This window comes from Desulfoconvexum algidum, from assembly GCF_055382125.1.
The window spans coordinates 6,682,573-6,699,466 of the sequence record NZ_AP042394.1 but is presented as its reverse complement, the minus strand read 5'-3'; the positions used below and the strand labels follow the sequence as shown (position 1 = coordinate 6,699,466).

12 protein-coding genes are annotated in these 16,894 nt (G+C 46.3%); 9 read left to right on the top strand and 3 right to left on the bottom strand.

The features are described 5' to 3' along the window. Window positions 1-23: 23 nt before the first annotated feature. The 7 genes from ACZ45G_RS30180 (at window position 24) to ACZ45G_RS30150 (ending at window position 9,774) form a co-directional block, all read left to right on the top strand. Window positions 24-4,145 carry a response regulator gene (locus ACZ45G_RS30180; protein WP_464174341.1) on the top strand — a complete coding sequence of 1,374 codons (4,122 nt, stop codon included), beginning with the start codon at window positions 24-26 and terminating at the stop codon, window positions 4,143-4,145. Continuing rightward, a complete protein-coding gene (locus ACZ45G_RS30175; RefSeq protein ID WP_464174340.1) occupies window positions 4,142-5,032 on the top strand; it encodes a CheR family methyltransferase in 891 nt (296 codons plus the stop codon). The genes ACZ45G_RS30180 and ACZ45G_RS30175 overlap by 4 nt, the downstream gene beginning before the upstream one ends. Continuing rightward, the gene (locus ACZ45G_RS30170; RefSeq protein WP_464174339.1) at window positions 5,029-5,610 is read left to right on the top strand and encodes a chemotaxis protein CheB; all 582 of its coding nucleotides are present in this window, start codon (window positions 5,029-5,031) and stop codon (window positions 5,608-5,610) included. The genes ACZ45G_RS30175 and ACZ45G_RS30170 overlap by 4 nt, the downstream gene beginning before the upstream one ends. Beyond that, window positions 5,611-6,597, top strand: a complete 987-nt coding sequence (locus ACZ45G_RS30165; RefSeq protein ID WP_464174338.1) for a GGDEF domain-containing response regulator — start codon at window positions 5,611-5,613, stop codon at window positions 6,595-6,597. It begins immediately after the preceding gene. Between the two features lie 115 nt (window positions 6,598-6,712). Beyond that, the gene (locus ACZ45G_RS30160) at window positions 6,713-7,261 is read left to right on the top strand and encodes a hypothetical protein (RefSeq protein WP_464174337.1); all 549 of its coding nucleotides are present in this window, start codon (window positions 6,713-6,715) and stop codon (window positions 7,259-7,261) included. An 85-nt stretch (window positions 7,262-7,346) separates the two neighbouring features. Then, the gene (pncB, locus tag ACZ45G_RS30155) at window positions 7,347-8,519 is read left to right on the top strand and encodes a nicotinate phosphoribosyltransferase (protein ID WP_464174336.1); all 1,173 of its coding nucleotides are present in this window, start codon (window positions 7,347-7,349) and stop codon (window positions 8,517-8,519) included. Window positions 8,520-8,712: 193 nt separating this feature from the next. Beyond that, a complete protein-coding gene (locus tag ACZ45G_RS30150; RefSeq protein WP_464174334.1) occupies window positions 8,713-9,774 on the top strand; it encodes a sigma-54 interaction domain-containing protein in 1,062 nt (353 codons plus the stop codon). A gap of 460 nt (window positions 9,775-10,234) precedes the next feature. Here the strand turns inward: ACZ45G_RS30150 and ACZ45G_RS30145 are convergent, their stop codons facing one another. From ACZ45G_RS30145 to ACZ45G_RS30135, 3 genes are read right to left on the bottom strand one after another with little or no spacing between them, the layout of a single operon-like run. Next, a complete protein-coding gene (locus ACZ45G_RS30145; RefSeq protein WP_464174333.1) occupies window positions 10,235-11,344 on the bottom strand; it encodes a MinD/ParA family protein in 1,110 nt (369 codons plus the stop codon). A 2-nt stretch (window positions 11,345-11,346) separates the two neighbouring features. Continuing rightward, complete coding sequence (locus tag ACZ45G_RS30140; protein ID WP_464174332.1) at window positions 11,347-12,315, bottom strand: GspE/PulE/PilB domain-containing protein; 969 nt, start codon at window positions 12,313-12,315, stop codon at window positions 11,347-11,349. Then, a complete protein-coding gene (locus ACZ45G_RS30135; RefSeq protein WP_464174331.1) occupies window positions 12,312-14,444 on the bottom strand; it encodes an HDOD domain-containing protein in 2,133 nt (710 codons plus the stop codon). The genes ACZ45G_RS30140 and ACZ45G_RS30135 overlap by 4 nt, the downstream gene beginning before the upstream one ends. Window positions 14,445-14,660: 216 nt before the next feature. On the opposite strand from ACZ45G_RS30135, the gene ACZ45G_RS30130 reads away from it, so the two are divergent. After that, a complete protein-coding gene (locus tag ACZ45G_RS30130) occupies window positions 14,661-15,164 on the top strand; it encodes a ferritin family protein (RefSeq protein ID WP_464174330.1) in 504 nt (167 codons plus the stop codon). A 124-nt stretch (window positions 15,165-15,288) separates the two neighbouring features. Next, window positions 15,289-16,881 (top strand): protein adenylyltransferase SelO, encoded by a 1,593-nt coding sequence (locus ACZ45G_RS30125; protein WP_464174328.1) that lies wholly within the window; start codon window positions 15,289-15,291, stop codon window positions 16,879-16,881. Window positions 16,882-16,894 lie beyond the last annotated feature (13 nt).

Sequence of the window (16,894 nt, the reverse complement as noted above, 5' to 3'; positions counted from 1 at the left end):
ACGCAAATGATGAGGATGAGGCAATGGTATCGAAGTTAGCTGACCTGAATATACGGCCCAAACTGATTATCTTATTTCTTCTAAGCGGAATATTGCCCCTTTTAATTGCCGGATATTACGGAAGCAAGCTTGCATCCGGGGCATTGATGGAAAAATCTTTCAATCAACTGGCAGCGATTCAGACCATCCGGACCGACCAACTGGAATCTGTTTTCAAACAACGGGCCCTGAATTTAAAACGGTTGGCCGGAAGCGACCAAATCCTTAAATTCAGTCAAAAGCTCATTGGATTCCATGAAACCCGGGCTTCTCTTTTTGCAACAGCAGAATACAATACCCTGGTAGAAACCTATGCAGAGTCCCTGAAGCTATTTATTGTCTCCTCCGGAACCCAGAATCTCAAGATTATTGATGCAGCCCAGGGCCGAATCCTGTTTTCCAATGAAAAAGACTTCCAGAACCTGGGGCAGCGCCTTACCCAATCATCCTATTCAGGAACCGGCCTTGCCCGGGCATGGGAAACAATTGTGAAAACAAAGAAAGGGGTTCTCATTGATTTTGAGCCCTATGAACCGGCCGGGGGAAAAGAAACCGCCTTTGCCGGACAACCGATAATCGATACCAGGGGTCGGCTTGTAGCCGTCATAATCCTCCAGGCCACCCCGGCCATGATCAGCGACATCATTGAATCCCGAAAAGGCATGGGCCGGACTGGGGAATCCTACCTCCTCAACTGGAAGGCTTCTCAAAACCGATTTGAGCTCAGAAGCAGCCTTCAGACCATGGGAGACGGCAGCTATGTCATCGGGGTTACCCTGGGCAAGAACCTTGCCTATTGGGAAAACGCAGTAAAAAAAGGGTATGAAGGGGGCCATGGTATTTATACGGATAGTGCGGGAAACGCTGTGCTGGCTGCCTACAATAAAGTGGATATATTCGGAATGAACTGGTTTTTAATTTCCAAAATTGACCAGTATGAGGTGGAAGCCCCTGTCCGGCGAATTCTCCTCAAAACCCTGGGTATTTCAGCAATATTGGTTGCCCTCATCGGTATCGGGGTCTTTTTTTTATCCCGGAATATAAGCCGACCGATTATCGAAGACGTAAAGTTTGCCCAGGCCATTGCCGCAGGAGAGTTTAACAAAACCCTTAAGCTAAACCAGAGAGATGAACTGGGCAAGCTGGCATGGTCATTGAATCTCATGGCCAAAAATCTCCATGATCAGGACTGGCTTAAAAAGGGGAAAGAAGGCCTGGATGATGCCCTTCGCGGGGAAATGACCGAAAAAAAATTGGGCCGGCAATTTGTTTCCTTTATCACCCGGTATTTGGATGCCCACCTAGGCGCATTGTATCGAAATAACAACGGTATATTAAAACTCTATGCCAGCCATGCCTTTACAGATCGGAAGGGCAATTTCAACAACATCAAGCTTGGAGAGGGAATGGTGGGACAGGCAGCCCTGGAACAAGAAATTATTATCTTTAACGATGTTTTGGAGGATGCACCCCAAATTCATTACGGGGTCGGCCAAAAGAGGGCCACCTCCTATATTATTGTTCCCCTGATCTTTGAAGATGAAGTGGTCAGCATTCTTCTGCTGGGATCCCTTACCCGGTTCACATCGCTTCAAAGACAATTCATTGAACTAAACATTAAAAACACCGCCATTTTAATGAACACCGCAAGATCCCGCAGAATAATTAAACAACTTCTGGACGATGCCCAGCAAAACCATCAGGAATTGCTGGCCCAAAACCAAACCCTTGAACAACAGACCCAGGCCTTGAAAGCGTCTGAAGCAGAACTCCAGTCCCAACAGGAGGAACTGCGGGTCTCCAATGAGGAGTTAGAGCAACAGGCCCATGCCCTCAAAAAATCTGAAACAGAACTCCAGGCACAACAGGAAGAACTGCGGGTTACCAATGAGGAACTGGAAGAACAGACCCAAAGCCTGGAAGGACAAAAGGAAGCCATCGAGAAAAAGAATGTCGCCCTGGTAGATGCCCAGGAAAACATACAAGCCAAGGCCCAGGAACTTGAAATCGCCAGCAAATATAAATCTGAATTTTTAGCCAATATGTCCCACGAACTTCGAACCCCCTTGAACTCCATCCTGATCCTGTCCCAGCTTTTAGCCGGCAACAAGAAGCAAAACCTGACCGAACGTCAGATAGAATCGGCTTCAGCCATCCATTCCAGCGGGGAAGACCTTCTCACCCTGATCAATGAAATCTTGGACCTGTCAAAGGTGGAGGCGGGGAAAATAGAACTGGTACCTGAGAATGTGGCAATCACCCAGATAGTGGATGACTTAAACCGAATGTTTGGAGATCTTGCCCGGGAAAAAGAGATTGGTTTTATAATCAATACCGAACCCGACATGGTGGAAACCATTTACACGGATCCATTGCGATTGCAGCAGATATTACGCAATCTTCTGACCAATGCCTTCAAATTCACCAAACAGGGCCAGGTAAGCCTGACCATCCGCCGCCCGTCAAAAAAACTTTTGTCGGGCAAGGCCATCTCCCCACAAACAGCTATTGCCCTTGCCGTTAAGGATGAGGGCATCGGTATTCCCAAGGAACAGCAGGCCGCTGTTTTTGAAGCCTTTCAACAGGCAGACGGCAGTACCTCCAGAAAATATGGGGGTACGGGTTTAGGTCTTTCCATTTCAAGGGAATTGGCCAAGTTGCTGGGGGGATTTATCCATCTTTCCAGCGAAGAAGGCAAAGGCAGCACCTTTACCATTGTGATCCCGGAGCACCATTCCAAAGACACAGGAGCCCAGGAATCAGGATCCGGAGAATCAGGATCCGGAGAATCAAGCCCAGGTGACAAAGAACCCATGGCCAGAGCCCATGAGAACAGGGTCAGTTCCCATGGAAAAGAACAAATAACCCAACCCCAGGCGCCAGGGCTGGCCACCCAAAAAGCCTCTGTCCGGGATGATAGAAAAATCCTGACCCCCGGAGACAAAAGCCTATTGATCATTGAAGATGATCCTAGTTCTGCTAAAATCATGCAGGATTTTGCACGGGAACGGGGCTTTAAGTGCATCATTGCCGATGACGGTGAAACCGGGCTCCATTTTGCAGATTACCACAAACCCAGTGCCATCATGCTGGACATCGGCCTTCCCGGTATTGACGGGTGGACCGTTTTGGAACGGCTTAAAAACAACCCAGACCTGCGCCATATTCCCGTTCATATCGTGTCGGCGGCAGACAGCTCTTTGGATGCCATGCGCATGGGGGCCATTGGATTCTTGACCAAACCCGTGACCATTGAAAAAGTAGAAAAAACCTTTTCCAAAATTGAAAACATTATCACCCACCCGGTGAGAAAACTGCTGGTGGTGGAGGATGATTCCATCCAGTGCCAGAGCATCAAAGCGTTGATTGGCAATGGGGATGTTGAAACCACCATGGTCGCAACGGGCCTGCTTGCCTATGAAGCCCTTACCAGCCAAAACTATGACTGTATGATTCTGGATCTTGGCCTGGAAGATATGTCCGGTTTTGAACTGTTGGAAAAAATACGTGACAACGAGGCCTGTTCCAAAATACCGGTCATCGTCTACACCGGCCGGGAGCTGACCCTGGAAGAAGACAAAAAACTGAGAAAATATACAGAAAGTATTATCATCAAAGGGGTCAAATCACCGGAACGCCTGTTGGAGGAATCGGCCCTATTTCTTCACAGGGTGGAAGCCGACCTGCCCAGGGAAAAACAAACGCTTCTTAAAATGGTCCATGACAAGGAAGCTGTTTTGAGCGAAAAAACCGTCCTCCTGGTGGATGACGATATGAGAAATGTGTTTGCCCTCTCCTCTGTGCTGGAAGAAAAACAAATGACCGTCCTCATTGCAAGGGACGGCATGGAAGGCGTTAAAAAGGCCAATGAACACAAAGAAATTGATATTGTGCTCATGGATATCATGATGCCCAGAATGGACGGATATGAGGCGATTCAGGAGATACGAAAAACCAAGAAAAAATTGCCCATCATCGCCCTCACGGCCAAGGCCATGAAAGGGGACCGGAATAAATGCATTGAGGCCGGGGCCAATGATTACCTTGCAAAACCCGTGGATCCCGACAGACTTATCTCCATGCTGAGGGTCTGGCTATATTCATGATCCCAAATACACAAAAAATTGACATCAAAAAAATGGATACAAAAAAAACGGATCTCCAAAAAAATCTCCAAAATGAAAACCTGGAAATACAGATGCTCCTGGAAGCCATCCATCAAAAATATGGCTATAATTTCAAGGACTATGCCAATGCCCACACAAAACGGCGGCTAAAGCACCGGCGGAACCTGAGCAATCTGAAAAATTACGCCGAAATGATGCACAAAATCATTTATGATGAAAATTTTTTTAATGTTCTGCTTCTGGATTTGTCCATCAATGTCACGGAAATGTTCAGGGATCCAGATGTTTACAAAAAAATCCGCCAGGATCTGATTCCCCTTTTAAAAACCTATGCTTTTATCAAGGTGTGGCACGCCGGCTGCTCCGCCGGCCAGGAAGTCTATTCCATGTCCATTCTTTTGGAAGAAGAGGGAATGAAGAGTCGATCACAAATCTATGCCACGGATTTTAACGAGCTCGTCCTTGAAAAGGCCAAAAACGGTATTTATCCCCTTGAGGAGATGAAGACCTATACAAAAAATTACCAGCAGTCCGGGGGGGAAAATGATTTCTCCAATTATTATACCGCCGATTATGACCATGTCATCCTCAGGCAATCCTTAAAGGAACGCATATTATTTTCATCCCACAACCTGGTCACCGACGGGGTTTTTGGGGAAATGAACCTGATCTTGTGCAGAAATGTACTGATTTATTTTAACCGGCAATTGCAAAACCGGGTGTTAAAACTATTTTATGACAGCCTCTGCCCCGGCGGGTATCTCTGCCTGGGATCCAAGGAAAGCCTTCGTTTCACGGAAATGGAAGATAAATTTGAGCCCGTTGCCAGCCAAGAAAAAATTTACAGGAAAAAACGGCAGGCATGAAAAAAACAGACTGCACAGCCATTGTAATAGGCGTATCTGCAGGGGGCCTTGCTGCCCTTACCGCCGTACTGCCAAATCTTTCGGACCACCTGGACCTGCCGATCCTCATTGTACAGCATTTAAGCCCGGGCTCCGATGACTTTCTGGCCACCCATTTTAATAAAATTTGTTCCCTTGCCGTAAAAGAAGCCGAGGACAAGGAGGTCATTGCAAACAATACCATCTATTTTGCCCCGGCCAACTATCACCTGATGGTGGAACAAAATAAAACCATTGCACTTTCCACAGCAGAACAGGTACAATTTTCAAGGCCTGCCATTGATATATTATTTGAAACAGCAGCAGAAGCCTATTTGGAGGGACTCGTGGGCATTATTCTCACAGGAGCCAATTCCGACGGAACCCAGGGTATCCAGCGAATCAGGCAACTTAACGGGTTTGTAATTGCTCAATCCCCGGGAACAGCCGAGGTGGATACCATGCCCCTATCTGCCATAAATCAGGCGGGTGTGGATAAAATACTTGATTTGCAAGAGATTGCACCGTATATCAATCAAATAACGGTGAAGGAAACTTAAATGAGAGCCATATCCATACTGATTGTTGATGATCGACCGGAAAACCTTCTTGCCCTTGAACAGGTGCTTGAATCACCGGAACTGATGATTGTTCGGGCAAACTCGGGGCAGGAAGCCCTTGAAAAAACCCTTGACCATGAGTTTGCCCTCATTCTTCTGGATGTTCAGATGCCGGTCATGGATGGGTATGAGACCGCAGCCCTGCTCAGGGGAAACAAACGAACAAAAAACATTCCCATTATCTTTGTCACCGCCGCCACAAAGGAACGATCCCAGGTTTTTCGAGGCTATGGATCCGGTGCAGTGGATTATCTGTTCAAACCCCTGGAAATAGATGTTTTGAAAAGTAAGATAAAGATATTTCTTGAACTTTACCACCAGCGCCAGCTGCTGGAAGAAAAAACCCGGGAACTGGATGCCAAGGTACTGGAGCTGGAAACCCTGCAGTCCAAACTTGAAGAATCCAATGAAAAACTTCGCCAGCTCTCTTCTTTGGATGGCCTCACCGACATTCCTAACAGACGTTTTTTTGATGAAACCATGATCCGGGAATGGCAGCGGGGAACCAGAAGCCAAAAGCCCTTGTCCATGATCCTTGCAGACATTGATCATTTTAAGGCCTTTAACGATGCTTACGGCCATGTGCTTGGGGATGACTGCCTCAAACGAGTTGCCAAGGGGCTTAAAAAAAGCATTCTCAGAGATGTGGATACCATCGCCCGATACGGGGGGGAAGAATTTGCAGCCATCCTGCCGGAAACAGATGAAACCGGCGCCGTCTTAATTATCCAACGAATGCTGGAAAGTATAAAAAACCTGGAAATCGACCACCGAGCCTCTCCCACGGCAAACCATGTCACGGTCAGTTTCGGCCTGAGCACCATGGTTCCCAATAAAGACTTACGCCCCACCCAACTCATTGAATCGGCTGACAGTGCCTTGTACCTTGCCAAAAATTCCGGAAGAAACACTTACACCATCAGTTGACATCAGTTCTTTATTGATTAAACGCTTCATTTTTTATATGATAAACAAATTCATTTTGCACAGCACAACATTACTGTCCTATAAGAATGAAATCTTTACCAAGGAGTAACAGACTATGAGTGATGCATCCCAAACGATTCTCTATAGCGGCGGCCACAGAGGAGCGGAAGCAGAATTTGGCAAACTGGCGGAAAAATACGGCATGAAGGAAATTAATTATTCCTTTGAAGGTCACAATCTTGACCGAAACGTCGGGGTCAAAATGCTCAATGATGAAGAGCTGAAAAAAGGGGATATCAGTATGGATATCGTTTCTGCCCGAATGGGCAGATCCTTTTCCCGGGTCAACAAAATCCGGAAGGTGATCCAATCCATTTTTCACATGATCAACAACGGGTATCAGATTTTTGTCATTGGCTGGGTCCTCCCGGATAAAACCGTCAAAGGGGGAACCGGATGGGGAGTAGAACTGGGAAAACTCTTTAACCGGCCGATCTTTGTCTATGAGCAGGATCGAAAGGAATGGTTTTCCTGGATCGACAATTCCTGGCAGCAGGTTACCCCGGTTATTTCCCACAAAACATTTGCCGGTACCGGTACACGAAACCTGACCGACGATGCCAAAAAAGCCATGGAAGATCTGTTTGAAAGATCTTTCAAATAAATAGTATTTATGGGGTACAACTCCGGGCTGCCCGCATCAATTCGGGTAGCCCGGAGTTGTAGCCTTAGGAAATCTGTTTTCATTTATGATCCAAAGCATTCTCGATAATGACCTGTATAAATTCACCATGCAGCAGGCCGTCCATAGACTCTATCCCCGGGCCCAGGCAGAATATAAGTTTACCAACAGGGGGGCCACGGCCTTTCCCCAGGGGTTTGCCCAAAGGGTCAAACAAGAAATTGAAAAGATGGCCGGGCTTTCCTTGTCACAGAGCCAGAAAGCCTATCTTAAAGACACCTGTTCCTTTTTCACACCAACCTATCTGGATTATCTGGAAAGCTATACCTACAATCCGGACGAGGTAATCCTTGGACAAGAAAAAGAAATCTTTTTTTTAACCGTTAAAGGTCCCTGGCACAGAACCATTCTCTGGGAAGTCCCTTTGATGGCCACCATCAGCGAAATTTTTTTTTCCATGACCGCCCCGGCCCCTCCTTTCCTGAAAAATATAAAAAAAAGAAACCAGGATAAGGCCGCTGTTATGGCCGCAAACCAGATCTATTTTGCAGAGTTTGGGACCAGACGGCGATTCTCTTTTGCCACCCACGACAAACTGATCCAAGATATCCTCGGTCAAAAAAACCATACCCTCATTGGCACCAGCAATGTCCATCTTGCCCAAAAATTTAGCATCCCCCCCATTGGCACCCTGGCCCATGAATGGATCATGTTCCACGGGGCTATTGCAGGATATAAAAAGGCCAATGCCACTGCCATGAAAGCCTGGATAAAGGTCTTTAAGGACGAGCTGGGTATTGCCCTGGCAGATACCTATACCACAGAGGTATTTTTATCCTCTTTTGACTCACACCTTGCCGAACATTTTGACGGCGTGCGCCAGGATTCCGGGGACCCCATTGCCTTTATCAAAAAACTGGTCCACCATTATGAAACCCTTCATATTGATCCTGCCACCAAAACCATAATTTTTTCCGACGGCCTTGATATCAAAGGCGCCACAACCATTCACAATGAATGCAGGGGCAAAATCAAAGATGCCTATGGGATCGGCACCCACCTGACAAATGATCTAGGGGTGGCACCTCTGAACATGGTTATCAAGCTGTCCCGATGCCAAATCAATCCGGAAAAGCCCTGGCATCACACCATCAAGCTATCCGATGACAGGGGCAAACATACCGGAAACCAAACAGAGCTGGATTCTTGTATAAAAATATTAAATATTCAAAATAGATAGGGTCGGATAACTTTTAATACCTTCTTCCCATATAATATAGTTTTGTTAGCTGTTTACATTCATTATAAATATTTAGTATAATATGAAAAATTAACGATTACAGAATAGACCTCTTCCCCTCAATGGATGAAACATAAAAACACCGGTTCTATTTTTTTTGGGTTAACCTCGGATAACAAAAAGCAAACAAGCTATGATGACTCCCTTAATCGGTGATAGCAGTTCAACACGAAAAATAACAGAACTCATCAAAAATGTAGCCAATACCTGTTTGAATGTATTGATAACGGGTGAAACCGGTGTTGGCAAAGATGTTGTTGTTCAAAATCTCCATGCCGAATCTAATCGGTGTACAAAAAACTTTGTAAAACTAAATTGTGCTGCATTGCCTGAAACCTTGCTTGAAAGTGAACTTTATGGATATGAAAAAGGGGCTTTCACCGGGGCTGACAAAAAACGAGCCGGTAAATTTCAGACGGCGAATAAGGGTGTTCTCTTCCTTGATGAAATTGGTGATATGCCAATGGCATTACAATCAAAGATACTTCATGTGCTGCAAAACGGTGAATTTTCGCCACTGGGGTCCGATGAGGAGTTCAAAACGGATGTATGGGTAATTGCAGCAACCAATCACAATCTTGAAGAAAGCATTGCCAACAGGACCTTTAGAGAGGACCTTTTCTATCGATTGAATATTATTAATATTCACATTCCCCCTCTCCGAGAGAGAAAAGAAGATATCCCTTCGCTTATTGAATATTATAGCGATCGGTACAAATCAGAATATCCTCAATGCCAATGGCGGCTGCCGGATTCTCAAACTCTTACAAAATTGTGCAATTATCCATGGCCGGGAAATGTCCGCCAGCTTCAAAATTGCATAAAAAAACAAATGATCTTTGACTCATGGGCAACCGTTTTTGAGGACCTTCCCTGTGAGCAGATTGAGACATCCTCGGAAGAGGAAAAAGTCGGTGGAACAAAAGGCCTTGCAAACGACAAGTTCACAGGGGACCACCTCGGTATCATTTCTCAATTTGTCGATATATCAACCAGCTCTGAAAAATTATTTGAGGACATTTCATTAAAAAAGATTAAAAAGCTGGCTTCGGACAAGGTGGAAAAAGAAATTATTACCTTTATTCTGGAAAAAGTGGGTTGGAACAGATCCCATGCGGCAAAAATTCTTAAGATTAGTTACAAGACGCTACTTTATAAAATGAAAGAATTTAAAGTTGACCCTCCTCTTAAATAGTAAGAGACCTTGCCTTGTTTCCCTAGGACCGCAATTTTTATCACGAAAAATATCGCGGGTTAACCCGTTTTTATTGTTAGTCCTTATGGGTTGCATCTATTGTGTAATTACTTTCTTTTTTTTGTGTCTTTTTTGTAGTAATAGTACAATTATTTCCTAGAAAAAAAATACTCTAAATTATTAAAAATACCACCCAGCAACCTTCTTGCGAAGCCGTAAAATAGGTACGTTTTTTGCATTATTATAACCAAGCCAAGAGAAGGGGCCAACCAGGCATGACAGAGGAATTGACAAATAATGGACAATAATGGCAGGCGTTTCGGGGGCGATAGACGGACATTTTCATATACCGAGCATTCTCCGGAAAGAAGATCCGGCAAAGACCGAAGATCTGGCGGTGACAGACGTTGTAAGCCAAGATAGGTGGTGGTCAAAGAGAAGGATCACTCAAGAATCAAAACTAAACCGACTGCTCTTTTATCCAGGATTCAAAGTCAAGGGGAATCAGCTCAGGCGCAGGGGGTGCAGGCTTCCATGATAAGGATGCACTTGCGTTGTTTTTATCTGTTTCTTTTGATTCAAAACGGTTAGCCCGAAGAAGCGCCTTTATTTCGCCCATCCCCTCCAGGAGCAGGGACATTTGATCCTCAAGAGAAGACATTCGCTCCTTTAGATCCACCTGGTTATCCCTGGCCCAAACCTTTGTCTGGTCTTTGTCTGGTATCTGCCCGGCAGGCCTTTTCCTCCCCCTTGTCTTGGAGACTGTCTTATTTTGAGGAGCGAGAAACCCCAGACACCGATCCCAGAACAATTCCATGGGCATAGACTTGCCCAAGGGATCTTTCACCAACTTGAGGGCAATCGATCGAATACACCTTGAGGCATCCGTATCCGGGAAAAGCATGAAAAATGGGATCTGGGAAACCACGGAAATGGGGACATTATGATCCTGGGCCACAATTCCCAGGGGAGAAATTTCTATGGGAAGAAACTTGTGAACGGTTTCCTTGAGCCTGGCATAGGCCTTTTTAGCGGCACTAGCTGTTTTGACATGGTTGATCACCACCTTTATCCGGGGAAGCCCAGGGTGTTTTGACAACACCTTTAACAGGGAATAGGCATCGGTGAGGGAAGTGGGTTCCGGGGTGGCCACCAGGATCATCTCATGGGATGCCCGGCAAAAGGACAAGACCTGGGAGGAGATACCGGCCGAGGTATCCAAAATAAAATAGTCATAAGCAGATAGTTCCAAAAAAGACCGGATGAGTCTTTGGGCCTCTTTGGACGTCATATCCGCTATTTTTTCAACCCCGGAACTGCCGGGAATGATATCAATTCCCTGGAAATCTTTGATCATAATTTCCCCAAGGGAATACTCCCCGCAGATTACATCCTCAAGCCCGTGCTCGGGAAACAGGCCGGTAAGAATGTTGACATTGGCAAGTCCCAGGTCGGCATCAAAGAGACAGACCCGATGACCCGATGCCGCCAGGGCCAGGGACAGATTCAGGCTGATACTGGTTTTACCCACCCCGCCTTTACCGCTTGCAATGGTGATGATTTTTGCCATAATTATTCTTCCTGATCCTTGGGAAATGCCATAATCCGCAATAGGTTTTTTTCTTTTTTCAATGAGAACTCAATGGATCGGCAGTGATATTTTTGCCGAATTTTTCCATGGAACTCCGCCACAAAGGCCTGAAACATTTTTTTTCTTTCCCCTTGGGCCGCAAACCCGACAAGGCTTCTCATCTGCTCATACCGTTTGTACAGGGCCAAAACCGCATCCTTTTCTTTTACAGGATCGGCTATTGTCACACAAAATTTTAACAACAAGGACAGGTCAACCGGTTTTTCCATTGATGTTTCCAGGACCCAGGCCTCTTCATAGAGCATTTTATAAAACCAGGTAAACCCGGAAAAAGAAATAAACACTGTTTTAAACCGATACTGGGGAAATTGGTTGTTCAGCTCCCGGATAAAGGTAAGATTTTGTGGATCTGCAATACCGCACAAAAGCGTATTTCCCTTAAGAATCAAGGGAATCACCTTGTGTTCCCGGGCCTGGATTTTGTCGATGATAAAAGAAAGCTCTGTTCGGGTATGGTTGTTGAAAACAATATCAGAGATGGATCGAAATGGAATATGAAACAGGTCAAAAACAATCTGCTGCAGCAATTTTTTGGGAATAATACCATCTTCCAATAAAAGGCTCATGAACGGGATATTCAGCTCAAGGGACCGGGCCAGGGTTTTTTCAACCAAAGAGGGGGACACGAGCTTTTTTTGGATCAAAAAATCCTGAATCGTGATGAGCTTACCGTGTTTTTCCAGAACACAATAATTGTCCGTGGGCGTGATCAGATTCAAATCACAAAGGATCATGCCAAACAACCTATTTTTACTCCGCGCCAGTGAGGACCGGCCTTTTTCCTGGATAGCAAGGACCTGTTGGATATCAGCCGGGTTCACCAGCCCTTCATCCACCAGCAGCTCTCCTATTTTTTGACGGTGTTCCTTGGAGGTGTTGGATTTCATCATAATTCCACCGCGCTGTTGGGGGGTGTTATGGGCAGGAAGACAGAAAAACAGGTCCCTCTGCTTTGATTGCTGTCACAGGTAACCCTGCCGTTGAGTTCCTTGACAATGGAATGGACGATGGCAAGCCCCAGGCCTGCGTTTTTCCCATTTTTTGAACTATTATAGGGCTCAAACAATTTTTCCATTATCCCAGGGGCAATACCGGGCCCATTATCCTGGATACGGATTTCAATGCTGCCGGAAAGTTGTTTTTTTTCATCAATGAGAATCTTGGCAGATCCCGGTAAAAGCCGTGTTGTAAGTTCAATTTTTCCGCCGTTTTCCATGGCCTCAGCTGCATTTTTAACCAAATTGATAATCACCTGCTTCAATCCGTTTCTATCGGTTTTAATACGGGGAATGGCAGAATCCATACAAAAACTGGCCTGAATCTGCCGGGGGAGAAGAATCGATTTTTTTAAGATCTCAATAATTCCCGTACAAAGTTGGTTGATATCAATGGCTTCAAATCCACCGATCTTTGGTTTTGAAAAGCTTGACAGCCCTTCGAGTAAGACAGATACCCGACTGATCTCTTCTCCCACAACGGATAATTCATCCTGGGCCGGATGTTTATCCGGCAATTTCAGCCGCAAGGTTTCCAGGTAACTTTTAATGATGGCAATGGGATTATTGATTTCATGGATCACTTTATCGGTGAGGGTGGCATAGGCTTCCATTTTTTTTTCATTCATGTCCCGGGCATATTCCTGGTTAAACCCAATATTCTGAAGACACATTCCTGCTTGTTTGGAAAAAAATTTTAACAGCCCCCTGTTACCATCCAGGTTCCTGGCGAGGTCCGGGTCAACCCCCAGGACCATAACCCCCATTCCCCTCCCCCCACAAGCAATGGGAATACAATAGCCCCCCTTTGTTTCCAGCAGACGGATAATCCGGATATCTGAAATCGCTGAATCCGCATCCCTTGCCGACTGAAACTGGGTCTGGATAGTGCCGGTTTTCAGGGATTTAACCAGCATGCTGGATGGGTTGGACATGGGAAGGGCAATACGGCTGACGATCTTATAATTTTTATCCGCCGGGTTGCAGTCTCCGGTCAGCATCGTTTTTTCCCCATCCAAAAGAAAGAAAAAAACCCGGGGCACATTGAACACAATTTTCAACCCATTTTGGACAATATCCAGTACGGAAGGGATATCCTTTGCATTCAACAAATTTTCAAGGGTACCGTAAACAAGAGACAGGTCTTTTATTTCCAGGGCTATTCCCTGTTCAACCTCCCTGTCCCGGCCTGGCGTAAGTTTTATCCCCAGGCTTTTGGCCATACCCAGAACCTCAACCTCGGCCTCTACTGCGATCTGCCCAACCCTATCTTCAGGGATACCCGTAAGGGGCAAAATCTGTGGGATCTCTTCCATGGGATCCGGGCCTGAAAGGATATTGGCCATATAAACGGTTTTTATATAGGCGACCTCTTCGCGAATTTTGTCAACGGGCTCATTGATAAACAAGACCGCATCCGAGGCCAGGGAATTGAGGTTCCAGTGACTGAAAAGCAAGGAAGATATCTGGGGGGCATCCGCGCCAAAAAGATTCATCTCACCATTGAGCAATTCGGTTTCCGAAAAATCTGTCTGCAACAGTGCCTGATACTCCTTTGGAAAGGCCTGCATTAAAACAAGCCGACCGATGTCATGGAGAAGCCCTGCCAGAAAAAAATCGTCCGGGTCGGAAAAATTATTTTCCTGGGCTATTTTCCTGGCAATTACCCCGCATTTATAGGAATGGTACCAGAACTGAGCCATATCAAATTCAGGCAATTTTTTAGACAAGCTGAAAAAATGCATGGCAGCGGAACTGATGGCAATATTGCGGATGGTCTCCAGCCCCAAATAGACCACGGCTGTTTTGATATTGCTGACTTCTTTGGGCAAATTCACATAGGAGGATCCAATAATCTGGAGCAGTTTTGATGTCAGGGAAGGATCTGCGGAAATAATATGGGCCAGCTCGTCGCTGCTTGATGTGTCATTGCCACAGGCCTTAACAAGCTTGAGCATCACCTGGGGAAGCTGGGGAAGATGATTGGACTGCTTTATTTTTTCAAAAACATTATTTAGCGCCATTGCCCAACACTGCCATAAACGGGGTTAAAAAATCAACCGAATTGGTTCTTTCGCTATTTTATAGTGGTGACTCTCTATAGTTATTTTACGCATATAAATCAACTCTTTTGAAAATTTTAAGAAAAGAATTTACATATTATACTCGAGACTTTGGAGAACTATCTTGCTATAAGAGGGAAACTCAGTAAATAATTATCAACCTTAAGGATACCTGCCATGTTTACCAGAAACGACCTTTTGGATATTGCTGCAAAAATGGAAAAAAACGGGGAAACCGTTTATAGCAAGGCACAAACTCAAATAAAAAACAAAGAATTAAAGGCCTTGCTTCAATGGATGGCCCGGGAGGAAGCCTCCCACCAACGCTGGTTTTTAGGACAAAAAGAGGACGGGGATCAGGACTCAACCGCAAAAGATTTTGCACAGATGCTGCCCGATGTTCTCCAGGAAATGATGGGAGAAAAAAGCCTTTCCCTGGATGAGGTTGATTTTTCAAAGATCACCCATACCAGCCAGATGCTGGAAATCTTTATTGAATTTGAGGCGGATACCATCCTTTTTTACGAATTTCTAGAAACCTTTATTCAGGACGACAAGACCTTGGGCGGTCTGGATAAAATCCTCCAGGAAGAAACCGCCCATGTCAATAGACTCACTGAAATGCTCCAGGCGGTTGAAGCGCAATCCATTCCGGAAGAAACGTTTTCATTGCAGCCCTAGGCCTGTTTTCACACGGCCCGGGCCAAGCCTGTTTGTGGCCTGTCTTTTTATATCCCACCTTTTGTTATGCAAATTAATGGTTATATTTGTTAGGCGAACCTAATAAATATCACAAAGGGGGACTATGACACCCAATAGAACGACACTGGAAAGCCTGACCTTTGACAATAAATTTACACGGGAGCTGCCCTGTGACCCGGAAACCGGAAACACCCGGCACCAGGTGAAACGGGCCTGCTATTCCCGGGTGAACCCAACCCCGGCGAAAGCGCCCAAACTGGTTGCCTTTTCCCGAGAAGCTGCCCGTCTGCTGGATTTGGACGAAAAAGCCTGTCAATCGGACCTGTTTACCCGAATTTTTACCGGGAATACGCTTTTGGAGGGCATGGATCCCTTTGCCATGTGCTACGGGGGCCATCAGTTCGGCAACTGGGCAGGACAGCTGGGAGATGGGCGGGCTATCAACCTGGGAGAAATTGTCAACCAGCGAAACGCTCGATGGATGCTCCAGCTGAAAGGAGCCGGTCCCACCCCCTATTCCAGAACCGCCGACGGCCTGGCGGTCCTCCGTTCGTCTGTCCGGGAGTTTTTATGCAGTGAAGCCATGTTTCACCTTGGCGTACCCACCACCCGGGCGTTGAGCCTGACCCTGACAGGGGAAAAAGTTGAACGGGATATGTTCTATGACGGCCACCCCCGAGGGGAACCAGGGGCGGTGGTCTGCCGGATCGCCCCCTCTTTTACCCGGTTCGGCAATTTTCAAATTTTGGCCGCCCGCCGGGAAAATGACCTTTTAAAGTTGCTCATGGACACCACCATTGAAACGGATTTTCCCCAGGGGCCCTTACCCTCCTATACAACATGGTTCAAGGATGTCTGTGAACGAACCATGACCATGATTACCCACTGGATGCGGGTGGGGTTTGTCCATGGGGTGATGAATACGGATAATATGTCCATCCTGGGCCTGACCATTGATTATGGCCCCTATGGCTGGCTGGAAGACTATTCTCCCGGCTGGACCCCCAACACAACAGATGCAGCCGGAAAGCGCTACGCTTTTAAGAACCAGCCCCAGATTGCCCTGTGGAACCTGGGTCAACTGGCCAATGCTATTCTTCCCGTGGTGGGTCGCCCAGAGCCCCTCCAGGAAGCCCTGGACCATGCCATAACATTCTTCCACAAGGGCCAGGATACCATGATGGCTCAAAAACTGGGGTTTAACCGCTTTGAACCCGGGACCGACAGAGCCCTCACCACAGAACTGCTGGGGATCCTTGAATCAGTGGAAACCGATTACACCCTTTTTTTCAGGGGGCTTTCCCTGTTGGAAATTTCGAAAAATCCTCTGGAAAAACAGATTCCGGCATTTCTGGAAAAAGCCTTTTATGACCCGCATCAAATCACCCAGGACTATGTGAACCGACTCAACACCTGGATGGCGGCCTATGGCAAAAGACTGGCCAGGGACAAAATTTCCCCTGAGAAGAAAAAAGAACAAATGGACCGGGTAAATCCCAAATATATCTTGAGAAACTATCTGGCCCAAACCGCCATCGAAAAGGCGGAAAAGAACGATTTTTCAGGGGTTTGGGAATTACTGGATGTGATGCGCACCCCCTATGAGGAACAACCGGACAGGGAAAGCTTTGCAGCAAAAAGACCGGAATGGGCCCGGCACAAACCGGGCTGTTCCATGCTCTCCTGCAGTTCCTGATCCGATATTAGTA

Bases quoted from the DNA above. Each gene is read 5' to 3' on its own strand.
- ACZ45G_RS30140 (WP_464174332.1), bottom strand. From the start codon at position 12,315: ATGATGAAATCCAACACCTCCAAGGAACACCGTCAAAAAATAGGAGAG.
- ACZ45G_RS30130 (WP_464174330.1), top strand. From the start codon at position 14,661: ATGTTTACCAGAAACGACCTTTTGGATATTGCTGCAAAAATGGAAAAA.
- ACZ45G_RS30145 (WP_464174333.1), bottom strand. From the start codon at position 11,344: ATGGCAAAAATCATCACCATTGCAAGCGGTAAAGGCGGGGTGGGTAAA.
- pncB (WP_464174336.1), top strand. From the start codon at position 7,347: ATGATCCAAAGCATTCTCGATAATGACCTGTATAAATTCACCATGCAG.
- ACZ45G_RS30150 (WP_464174334.1), top strand. From the start codon at position 8,713: ATGATGACTCCCTTAATCGGTGATAGCAGTTCAACACGAAAAATAACA.
- ACZ45G_RS30175 (WP_464174340.1), top strand. From the start codon at position 4,142: ATGATCCCAAATACACAAAAAATTGACATCAAAAAAATGGATACAAAA.
- ACZ45G_RS30125 (WP_464174328.1), top strand. From the start codon at position 15,289: ATGACACCCAATAGAACGACACTGGAAAGCCTGACCTTTGACAATAAA.
- ACZ45G_RS30180 (WP_464174341.1), top strand. From the start codon at position 24: ATGGTATCGAAGTTAGCTGACCTGAATATACGGCCCAAACTGATTATC.
- ACZ45G_RS30165 (WP_464174338.1), top strand. From the start codon at position 5,611: ATGAGAGCCATATCCATACTGATTGTTGATGATCGACCGGAAAACCTT.
- ACZ45G_RS30170 (WP_464174339.1), top strand. From the start codon at position 5,029: ATGAAAAAAACAGACTGCACAGCCATTGTAATAGGCGTATCTGCAGGG.
- ACZ45G_RS30135 (WP_464174331.1), bottom strand. From the start codon at position 14,444: ATGGCGCTAAATAATGTTTTTGAAAAAATAAAGCAGTCCAATCATCTT.
- ACZ45G_RS30160 (WP_464174337.1), top strand. From the start codon at position 6,713: ATGAGTGATGCATCCCAAACGATTCTCTATAGCGGCGGCCACAGAGGA.